The sequence below is a fragment of the Nostoc sp. UIC 10630 genome (genome assembly GCF_010747425.1).
Classification (GTDB): Bacteria; Cyanobacteriota; Cyanobacteriia; order Cyanobacteriales; family Nostocaceae; genus Nostoc.
Genome location: NZ_JAAGOG010000074.1, coordinates 23,707 through 34,330 on the forward strand (window position 1 = coordinate 23,707; position 10,624 = coordinate 34,330).

A 10,624-nucleotide genomic window follows, 5' to 3' on the forward strand; every position below is an offset into this window, starting at 1 on the left:
AAGCATGAGGTGATATCTCATCCGTAAAAAAAAATTAAGCTTCAAGACGTTTAGGACAAAAACCAAATTTCTCTAAAAGCGTATATATAACTTGAATATCAGAACAATTCCACTTAACACTAATATTATTAGAAAAATCAATTTCGGATTTGCCTACACCAGCCCACGCGGTATAACCCGGCTCTATAGTCTCGCCATAAACACAAGTTAATACTCTATTGTCAGGAACAGGGACAGATTTACAGCCTCCATCATATTTAAAAGTTCCAGCAACCCATCCATCAGGCGTTAAATGCCACTCTCTCCATTCGTTACTACCCATATTCTGTTTTTTACTTAAGTATTGACTGAATTATTACTAAAAATACCTTGTTCTGTCACCTTATAGATTAGGCGGTCGCTGCTGGGACAGTCACTTACAAGGTGCGAGGTACGACTGTGCAATGAGCTTGCACCGCCGAAGGTCTCAAATTTCTTGCTATTACTTAGCTCGTGACGACTATTGGTAAGAAATTAATTACTAAGTTTCTTAATTTTGTAGACTGCAAAACTGACAAGATGACCAGCAGCGTCTCTGAGAAAGAGACAACGGAGGAGTGTTTAGAAACATGGTTAGTATACACTTAATTAAATATATGAATACTCAGGTATTTAGATGTCTGGATACCCAGGTTTTTGTACATTCAATTAGCCGTGTACCCAGGTTGCGATATTATGCTTCTATCCCTTGTAAGGGGAGTAGCAGCATAATTAAGGTACTTCCCAAATTTATTAAGTATGAGTTCTGGAATGCCGATATGGAAACAATGAAGTTGCGATCGCATATTGGGGCAGATGGTATATTGCAAATCCAGACACCCACTGATTTAAAAGATACAAATGTTGAGGTAGTGGTGGTTATACAGCCGTTAGCTGATGCAGAAGTTGCAACATCTTCAGAAGCCCAAGCACAATATAACGCTTGGGGAAAGCCCACAACGAAAAAATCGATAAGTAATGCAATTGCCAGAATGGAACAACTGCGACGAGAAGTAGCGTTAGATAAAACGTCAATCCGCTCCATGATTGAAGAGGGGCGAAGATTTTAATGCAGTTTGTTTTGGATTGTTCTGTAGCAATTAGCTGGTGTTTGGTGGATGAAAATAACCCCACTGCAAATGCGATACTAGCAATGATGCCGGATGCTGAAGCATTTGTACCGGGGATTTGGTCACTGGAGATTGCTAATGTCCTACTGGTGGCTGAACGGCGTAACCGCATGACTACTGATCAATCATCAGAAGCTATTACATTGTTACAGTCTCTGTTAATCCAGGTTGATACGGCTACAGATGCAAACGCATTGGGTGCAACCCTGACGCTGGGGAGACAGGAAGGTTTAGCAGCTTATGACGCAGCTTATTTAGAATTAGCGTTGCGGTTGGGATTACCTTTAGCAACGATTGATCAAAGGTTAGCTCTGGCGGCTACGAGGTGTGGCGTGGATTTGGTCGAAGAGGAAGAGGAAACGCCTTCAAATGGAGAGGCCCCATAAGCTAGGTTGTCATTTACGAAAAATAAGCTTCACAATGCATCAACACTATACTTGAGTCACTAGTTCTTGTTTGCGGCTGTATAAATACCTGGATACCCAAACATTCATACATCCAAATTAAATGTGTGTAAGTGCGATATGATTTTTCCATCTTTTATAAGGAGAGATTATGCCAATCATCTCTCTTAGCTCATTTAAGGGCGGAGTGTCGAAAACAACTTCAGCTATCTGCCTCGCCTCACTCTTTTGTGATGATGGGGCAACCTTAGTTATTGATGCCGATCCAAACCGTTCAGCAACCACTTGGGCAAGACCTGGTGGGCTACCATTTCAGGTTTGCGGCGAAAAGGAAGCTGCCAAGTTAATGCGAACGCAGAAATTTGAATTCATCATTTTTGACACTCCCGCACGGCCTAATGATGCGGAAGTGGAGGATCTAGCAAGGGGTTGTGATCTACTCATCGTTCCAACTCCACCAGACCTTTTGGGCATGGACGCAATGGCACTCATGGCTAAATCCTTGCCACCAGAGACAAACTGGAAAGTCCTACTTACAATGATTCCACCGCCGCCTCAAAGGGATGGTGAGGAGGCGATGTCAGCTCTCTTAACACAAGGTTATCCTGTTTTGAGCCGTGGGATTCGATTTTACAAAGCTTATAAGGATGCGGTGACTAATGGAGTTCCTGTTTATAAGGTTCGAGGAGGCAAAGTAGCATGGCGGGATTGGACGGAAATAAAAAACGAAGTGATTCAAGCAATAAAAGGGTGAGCCGATTTAGTGAAGTCTTAGGGGCAGCACAAGAAAATACCCAACTACCTGGATACCCAGAAAATCAGCCATCTGAACAGCTAGAAATTCAAATACCTGAACAGTCAGCAAGCCAGCCATCTGAACAGCTAGAAATTCAAATACCTGAACAGTCAGCAAGCCAGTCATCTGAACAGCTAGAAATTCAAATACCTGAACAGTCAGCAAGCCAGTCATCTGAACAGCTAGAAATTCAAATACCTGAACAGTCAGCAAGCCAGTCATCTGAACAGCTAGAAATTCAAATACCTGAACAGTCAGCAAGCCAGTCATCTGAACAGCTAGAAATTCAAATACCTGAACAGTCAGCAAGCCAGTCATCTGAACAGCTAGAAATTCAAATACCTGAACAGTTAAAGGATAAAGAGAAATTAGCCAAGCGTGAGAATCCCGACTACACCCAAACCACTTTTCGCATTCCCAAAAAATTGAGCAGGCAGATCAACCGAGTGCTGATGGACTTGGCAGACGAGGGGGTAGAGATAGATCGCAGCGACTTATTAGAAGAATTAGCCAATGCATTTATCCGAATAGTTGATGAAGTTGGTGCAGTAGAGGCGTTAGAGCAAGTCAAAAATCTGGGTATCCAGATGGATGAATAGCCAACTGAGGCGATTGGCTTCATCCACGCAAGGCAGAAAAGCAATCGCACCCTGTCCGTTGCTATAACTCAACACCTACTACAGAAAACCAAATAGCACGGTGATTTTGTCCTATTCTGTTAATCTTGAATTTCTGTACGAAGACGGCGTAAAAGCTCAACTGGAATAGCATAAAATGATTGCTCAATGCGAATCTGTCCACCAGCAAACTCTTGTTGTTGCTTGAATCGTGAGAAGGTTGATAGTCCTACAACTTCTCCGAGTTGATTTAAAATGGGCGCACCACTGATCCCTCCCTGAAGCTGAATACTAATCTCTAGCACACGCTCAGTACAAAATTGATCCTGCCGAATGCGGTTGATTAGCCCAGTGTTGCAGTAGAGATTTTCTTCAAATCCACTACTGTCAGGCGCAGGAAAGCCAATTGTCATAATTCGCTCTCCCACCTCAATCAGTTCTGAAAAGCCCAGTCGCAATGGAGTAATAGAAGCAGACTCTGGCAGCAAGCTCAGGATTGCCACATCGTCTGCTCCCCAAGTAGGTAAATGAATTGCTTCTACCTGGAGAACTCCTTGTTTGGCAATCACACATACAGCTTCAGGCAAGACGCATTTACCTGTAGCTTCATCTACCAAAACGTGGCGGTTGGTCGCTATTTGATTTGGGCTAATGAAAAAACCACTGCCACTAGCGGCAAAACCTCCTAAATTTACCTGTATCCAAACTACCGAGGATGAGTAAATTCGGACAGAGTGATTGAGGCTTTCAAAGTCAGGACTATGAACTCCAAGCATTCCAACATATTCTAGAAGCAATGCTGTATAAGCATCTCGCTGTCGGTAACGGGCTAAAATTTCTAGACCGAGTTCGACTTGATGCAACGATAGGGGAGCATTAATCTTGTAAAAATAAGTAGCAGCTTCTGAATATCGCTTGAGGCTAAGGAAATGTTGAGCTAACTCTTCGGCATTGCCTTCAGGATTCACAGGCAGGTTTTCAATAACGTTTAACCATCGCCTATAAATCACGGCTATGTCTACGACTTCCGCCACTGTTTCGAGAATTCGTCTATGAACGAGATCGTTTTCATCTAGCAATTGCTGCACTTGTTCTTCAGCTGCTGCTGAACGCCAGTCGAGTGAACCGTAACTCTCTAACCAACTGTAAACGCTTCGACTTAAGCTGCCCCATTGATCTAAAGTCAACCTTGCCCTCGTCTCTAATTCTTCACGGTTGCGGTAAACTTCAAATAACAAATTGTTATCCGCAGGAGTTGGCAAATACCACTCTCGGCGACCTTCGTAATATCGCAATCGCTTTCCAAAAAGCGTTGACAGTTCCAGAATATTTGTCTTCTCTGTCTCCTGTAGTATAGCTCTGAGTTCCGCAGCCAACTTTTCTAACCGTGCCAGGTTGGCTTGATAGGTTTGAGAGTCTCGGAATCTGGCTTGCAGGGAAGCTGCTTGAGCTGGTGTTAGTAAATGTGAGTCGGCGATCGTAATGCTACATCGGTTTCCTGTGCCAGTATCACGGGCAGTCACGGTCAGCAGGCAGTTACCATCGATGTTGAACGTGACATCAATTTGAGGGACACCAGCCTTGGCTAAAGGTATTCCTTGCAAGATAAATTGTCCAATCTTGAAATTTTCCTCAGCAATCTGGGATTCTCCCTGAAAAACCTCAATTCTAACTATGGTTTGATTATCCTCAACAGTGCTGTATCGCTGGGTTTTATCAGTAGGTATAGATGTATGTTTGACAATTACTGGATCGAACTTGAATTGACCTGGGGCTGTCTGACATTTAATGCCGAGACTGAAAGGAACAGCATCGAGCAGTAACATACCTTGCATATCTCCCGTGAGTATAGCCGCTTGCATCGCTGCTCCACGGGCAACGGCTGTTAGAGAATCCATATCTGAGCTAGGTTCCAATCGAAATATTTCCCGAAGGCAACGGTGGACAGCAGGCATCATTCCCCCACCACCGATTAAAAGTATGCGGCTAGGTTTATGAGTGACTTTTTGACAAGTTGCGCGGATGCGAGCAAGCCAAGGTGATGCGATGCGTTCTAATTCCTCTCGCGTCAGGGTCAACTGAATAGTCCGATTACTAACTAGCTGTGGTAACTCTATTGTCCAAGTGCTACAAGATGAAAGCTGAATTTTCAGTTCTTCGCAAGCTTGACGCAGACGGGTTACGGCTTGGCGATCGCTAGTAATATCTTGTCGAGTTTCTGTTTTAATGAACTCCAAAAAGTGAGTATATAAAATTTCGTCTAGATCCGCACTCCCAAGTGTGTTATCTCCTTGTATTTCCAGTACCTCAAAGACTCCATCCCCTGCTTCGATGACTGAAATATCAAAGGTTCCGGCTCCCAGGTCTGCGACTACAATCGTTTCATTTTTGGCTTCACGAAAACGTTGAGCCAGACAAGCCGCCGTTGGCTCATGGATCAGGCGCAGAATGTTGATGTCAGCCAAGACTCCGGCAGTTTTTGTTGCTTGTTTCTGAGCATCGTTAAAGTATGCGGGTACTGTAATTACGGCATTTCCTAAAGCGATGGAGAGTGGATGTTTTTCTAGGTACTCTCTTACCCAGTCTTCAGGTGGAGAATTCCCCAGACTTTGAGCTGCCATTGCAGAAATCGTCTCGCCAATCTTTTGTTGCAGGTAGTCTTTGGCTATCTGACGAGCGCAGTTAATGATGCGAGCTGAGATTTCTTCCGGGCGGTAGTCTTGCCCCCCTGCTCGGAATTTTCTGTCAGTTCCCATTTCCCGTTTGGCCTTGGTGACAATGGCACGGGGTGATTTTCCTAGAAGTTCGGATATTGGTACGCCAATCATCTCGCGTCCTGTTTGGTCTATGGCGAATACTGAAGGTATTTGCCGCCGCCCGCGCCATTCCACAACTTCTGGTGTTCCTCGTCTTTTGTTATACAGACAAACCACACTGTTACTTGTACCCAAGTCAAGCCCAAATGCATCCATGTAATCTGCTAGAACTTTCGTTGTCGCGGTTTGAACCCATATTTGTGCTTGTTCTTCAAAAGTCTTTCTATCTAAAGCCTCAATGCTAGGAAGTTCGCTCTTCACCATGTCCAACCATCGCTGCTCAACTAGACCTTGCTCTCCTAGTTCTTTAATCCGCCGCAACAAACGAGCTTTTTCTTCTGACGAACGCCCGGTTTCGTAAACTTTGGCAGCACACAGTTGGGCCAGGGAGCAATGCGGTTTTGTCAGATCCGGTAAAAAACAAGCGATCGCAAAAATCAAATCTAAGTAAGAAGTGACTTTATTTACTAAATATATGCTGATAGCCACGAGAATTCATCTTGATGAGATATCTCAAAAAGATTAATAGCAAGCCATTTGACGATTGTTAACAAAAATATCTACAACTAGCTTTTTATACTTAGTGTTAATTCAACCAAATAATAAGTTGAGAGTAGAAGTAAAGTATAAAATTTATCAAGCAGTTTCTGGTTTGATAAAGGAATTAAAAATAGAACCACAAAAATTATCCCAACTTCCGGCGATCCATTGACAACGCAGATGTAACATAATTTCTGCGTTTTCTTTCAACCAAAATTTACTATTACCCTTGATTCTTAAATTTACAACTTGGCGAATTAAACTCTCAATTGCACCACTGCCAATAGGTAGTTTTTTATTTATTGCTTTATCGTAATTTAAACGCCCTTTACGATAAGCATCTAAAATATAATTTCGCTTAACTACCATAATCTTACACCGCTCTCCGGTAGCTACAGCAATCAACTCATCCATCTGGCTGATTAAAGATTTGGCTTTACCTTTTTTTAAACTCTTCCTAACTTTTACAAACCATTCTTTAGACTGTGCTTCTTCATTAAAAGCCGCATCTGCAAATACTTTTATATTTTCCGTAACATGATAAAAATCGAATAGCTGATAAGTTTCTACTGGGCATCCTAATCTTGTCAAAAGTGGTGGGATATGTATCCAGATCCACTCCGCTCCATCCCCGATTAATAAGACTTGTTTTGCTTGACTAATTCCCAAGCCAACTAAATCCGCTTCTAAAATCTCCAAAAGCGCTTTATATCCTTCATAAGTGCCATCATTCGTAATAGGAATTTCAGAAGTATTTATTTTTTTACCTTGCTCATCAACAACATAAATTGTGAATAATTTTGGCTCAACCCATTTGCCGATAAACCCGTGTCGCTTGGTTTTTGAATTTTTCCTCCCTTTTTTATTAATTCGGATTCGACTCCGACCACCATCTACGGCGATGACAACTCTTTGAGCTTTAAGAATATTACCTTCAACTAAATTCCCTAATTGGCGATTTAAGATTTTAGATTGACGTAAGTTGATCCCTATTTGACCAAATTTATATGTTAAACGTTCAATTCGTTTTAAACTAAGGTTAATTCCCCAACCTGTCAAAGTTGTACAGGCAGCTTCAAATGAGCTAGTGATTGCACCGTATTGGGCAACTGTTGACCATACTAACGGGGTTAATCCTTCTGACATCCCCAACCACTTTAACAGGGGATAAAATCCCTGAAGAGACATTTTATTTGTGGTCTTTGTTGAGTTTTTTATTACCATATATGGTAATTTTAGAGTTAATAAAACGTTTCCAACTGTTAAGATTTGGCGTTTTCTATAACCATGTTTTTGCATAGTAGTATCCCACCAGCTTCTTGTTTGAATCATAGCTGTTTGATTAGCTGACTGAGATTGGGAGAGGTTATACAACAAAATTGCAATACACTGTCCAGCTAAAATAAGTGCAATTTCTCTAATTTTTTCTTCTCTTTCTTTAAGAATTTTCCCATTCCATTCCGTGATGTTCGTCAATTCTAAATATTTTGTTACCTGCGAAGAAAAGTCTGATAATGATTTACTCAAATCTAAAGTTGCACATATATTTTTTTCCATTAAGGTAGATAATCCCTATCTCTAAATTCTTGCTCAAAGGGAATCCTAGCTTTTTTTGGCTCAAAAAAGAGAGTCTTGCAAGTTATGACTCAAACTCATCTTGACTTTTTAAGTGTTAATACTGCTTAAAAAGTATAAATTTATTTATACTACTGGGAAAATGATTTAGCGATCGCTTGTTTTTTACTGGATCTGACGAAACCGCATAGCTCCCGTTGGGCCAGTTGCTCGCTTTGACCAGCGTTTTTGAGCAATTCTTGAAACCGTTCATCGAAGATTGAGCGATCATCACCAAGTTGCTGTCGTCGTAATTCCGCAGCACGAGAAAACTCCTTCGCTTGTTCGTATGCAGTGATCGCTTGCTCTATTTTTCCTAAGCGTTCGTAGAGCAGACCAGCCATAAAAAAGTCGCCACCCTGCTCCAACAATTGTGCTTTTTTCATAGGTTCAAAAGCATCGGGGGCAGATTCAAGAGCAACCAAGGCTTGACCAAAAGCACCTGCTTTCTCAAATAAAAAGGATGCTGTTAAGTAATCTTGGGCTTTTTCAGCTTGTAATCCAGCTTCGAGATAATTTCCTGCTGCCTCTTCCACAAGGCTCCAGCGTTGAAAAATTTCTGTTGCTAGCTGTATTTCAGATACTTGCAACTCAGTTTTAAAGCCGGATCGGGCTGTTCTCACTGCCTCATATAAAAGGTGCTGTGTGCGGTCAGCCTCAGAAATAACTTCCAACTCTAGGGATTTTTTTCGCCATGCTGATTCCACAGTCTTTAACAAGCGAACGGCTGTTAAGAACTCCTTACGTTCTATGTGTGTTCTAACTGTTCTCTCGACTGCTGGGCGGATATTCTGTATCCACTCAGAGCTGATAGCAGTCCTAAATTGAATTGCCAGTCCAAATTCTCCAAGTCTTTGGTAGCAATCGCTAGCAGATTCCAGATTCCCAGCTTGTTGAAAATGTTCCAGGGCTTCTGTATAGTTATTTTCCTGCCAAAAACTTTCAGCTACTTTCTGATGAGCTTGGGTGAGCGCATTCTTGTCTCCTATAAGTTCAGATAGAGCGAGAATACGAAACGCAACTCCCTTGCCAGAAAGACACATGAGATAACGGATAGCACTGCGATAGTCTTTAGCCGCTTCTGCCAATTCAGCCGCTTCTACGTAGCGGTTAAGAACTGCATAAACCTGGTGAATTTGAGGCAGTTCGGCTGTCTCAAATTGCTCCAAAAAAGCTTTCCAAGGGTCAGTGAGTTGAAAGGAATGCTTTTCTAAGAAGTTGTTAAGAATTTGAGAGAGTTCTGCGGAAGTAAGAGTCTCTTCATTACGCCGCTTTAGTAACTTAGCTAACAATGTATTGGTGTCACCACTCCGTGCGAGTTGAATGCAGATTTGCTGCTGTACTTCTCTAATAGATGACGGGTTGTTCAGCCGTTGAGAAAGCCGCCATGCTGCATCTAGATTTTGGGCAGTTTGAGGTTTTGTCTCTATTAAAAATGAGAGTGCTTGCCCGATAGATAAGCTGCTATTAGGAACTGACTCGCCAAAGAGTGGGTCGAACTTGAAAATTACCTGGAGCAGTTCTTCACAACTGCATTGTCTAGCAAAGGACAGAGCTTTTTCATAAGTCTTCCAAGCTTTGTCCTTTGCTTGAGGCATGGCTAATTGCTTCTGTAAGGTTTCGCAAGTCTTTGCCAACTGCTTGCGGGGTTCCCCAAATCCCCATAGGTTTCTCAAAAGCCTTGTAAGAGGTCTGTACAAAACCTGAAATAACCTCTGTAAATTCAAGCGCGAATTAAACATCTTTTAACAACTTGATTAGAGGAACTTTACAGAATATGCGATTAGCAATGAACACTACACTTACTTTGTAGAATTAGCATGAAATTCGTCCGATGCCAATATTGAACCAGAAAATATCTTATTTGCAAGCCAGAGCGTTTATGTTTGTGAGCCATACCAGTACTTCCTAACACCAGTATAAGGTTATGACCAGTAGAAAATACTTTCGGTAAAATTCTTTACGCTTTGATACCTTAGCTATCTCTTGGAAAAGCGATCGCCTTGGCTCATCAAAGACTCAAATTTTCCGCTCCTGATAAAATCAGGGCTTAAGAAAAACTTCGCATACTAAACATTATTTAACTAAAAGGCATTTATAAGGTATTTACAAGGATTTTTCTTAAAAAGGCAAATATAAGGTAAATTAATGGCATTTTAATGGCATCTCAATGGTAAATACAAGGATTTATTTGAACCTTCAACACTGAAAATCATCCTTTTTTACTCCTTGGCTCTTTTTTGTCAAAAATAAGGTAAATAAATGGTAGATGAAAGGTATTTACAAGGTAAACATAAGGTAAATCTAAGGATTTCGACCCCAAAAACCTCATTTAGCACCCCGATTTATCCCCCAAAAATTCCTGACCAAAACTCTCGCACAGTACGCCATATTTGGCGGAAAGTTTTTGACAGCCAAAAATGAAAAGCAGAAGCCGAAGCAACAGCCATCAAAAAAGACTACTGAATAACTACACAAGCACGACAAAAGCCGCCTCAGAGTTCACCCCTCTGAAACTGCGGCGGCTTATCGTTCAAATATTCTTCGCTCAATCTCCTCCAAAAATCGCATCTAATTCTTGAGACGAAGCCTGACCTTGAACTACTGAAGCGGGTCTGATTGAATCAGCCGCTTCCCCTGAAAGCTCAGGCGACTCTAAAACATTACTCTTGTAGCTTGGGGCATTGAC

Annotated in this window: 8 protein-coding genes; 4 read left to right on the top strand and 4 right to left on the bottom strand. The window is 41.9% G+C overall.

Going from position 1 to position 10,624, the window contains the following annotated elements:
* Positions 1-34: 34 nt before the first annotated feature.
* Entirely contained in the window at positions 35-322 is a 288-nt protein-coding gene (locus G1O98_RS18315; protein ID WP_163930302.1) for a hypothetical protein, read from the bottom strand.
* A 475-nt stretch (positions 323-797) separates the two neighbouring features.
* Between G1O98_RS18315 and G1O98_RS18320 the strand changes: the two genes are divergently transcribed.
* From G1O98_RS18320 to G1O98_RS18335, 4 genes are all read left to right on the top strand, one after another.
* Positions 798-1,088: a hypothetical protein gene (locus G1O98_RS18320; RefSeq protein ID WP_163930318.1), complete on the top strand. Its 291-nt coding sequence runs from the start codon at positions 798-800 to the stop codon at positions 1,086-1,088.
* Positions 1,088-1,534, top strand: coding sequence for a type II toxin-antitoxin system VapC family toxin (locus tag G1O98_RS18325; RefSeq protein WP_163930304.1), 447 nt, complete (start codon positions 1,088-1,090; stop codon positions 1,532-1,534). The genes G1O98_RS18320 and G1O98_RS18325 overlap by 1 nt, the downstream gene beginning before the upstream one ends.
* 169 nt (positions 1,535-1,703) lie before the next feature.
* Positions 1,704-2,306: a ParA family protein gene (locus tag G1O98_RS18330; protein ID WP_163930306.1), complete on the top strand. Its 603-nt coding sequence runs from the start codon at positions 1,704-1,706 to the stop codon at positions 2,304-2,306.
* Entirely contained in the window at positions 2,303-2,947 is a 645-nt protein-coding gene (locus G1O98_RS18335) for a hypothetical protein (RefSeq protein ID WP_163930308.1), read from the top strand. Before G1O98_RS18330 ends, G1O98_RS18335 begins: the two co-directional genes overlap by 4 nt.
* Positions 2,948-3,066: 119 nt before the next feature.
* Here the strand turns inward: G1O98_RS18335 and G1O98_RS18340 are convergent, their stop codons facing one another.
* From G1O98_RS18340 to G1O98_RS18350, 3 genes are all read right to left on the bottom strand, one after another.
* Positions 3,067-6,270 (bottom strand): Hsp70 family protein, encoded by a 3,204-nt coding sequence (locus tag G1O98_RS18340; protein WP_202985802.1) that lies wholly within the window; start codon positions 6,268-6,270, stop codon positions 3,067-3,069.
* A 147-nt stretch (positions 6,271-6,417) separates the two neighbouring features.
* Complete coding sequence (locus G1O98_RS18345; protein ID WP_163930310.1) at positions 6,418-7,878, bottom strand: ISLre2 family transposase; 1,461 nt, start codon at positions 7,876-7,878, stop codon at positions 6,418-6,420.
* A gap of 149 nt (positions 7,879-8,027) precedes the next feature.
* Entirely contained in the window at positions 8,028-9,533 is a 1,506-nt protein-coding gene (locus G1O98_RS18350; protein ID WP_163930312.1) for a hypothetical protein, read from the bottom strand.
* Positions 9,534-10,624: the final 1,091 nt, after the last annotated feature.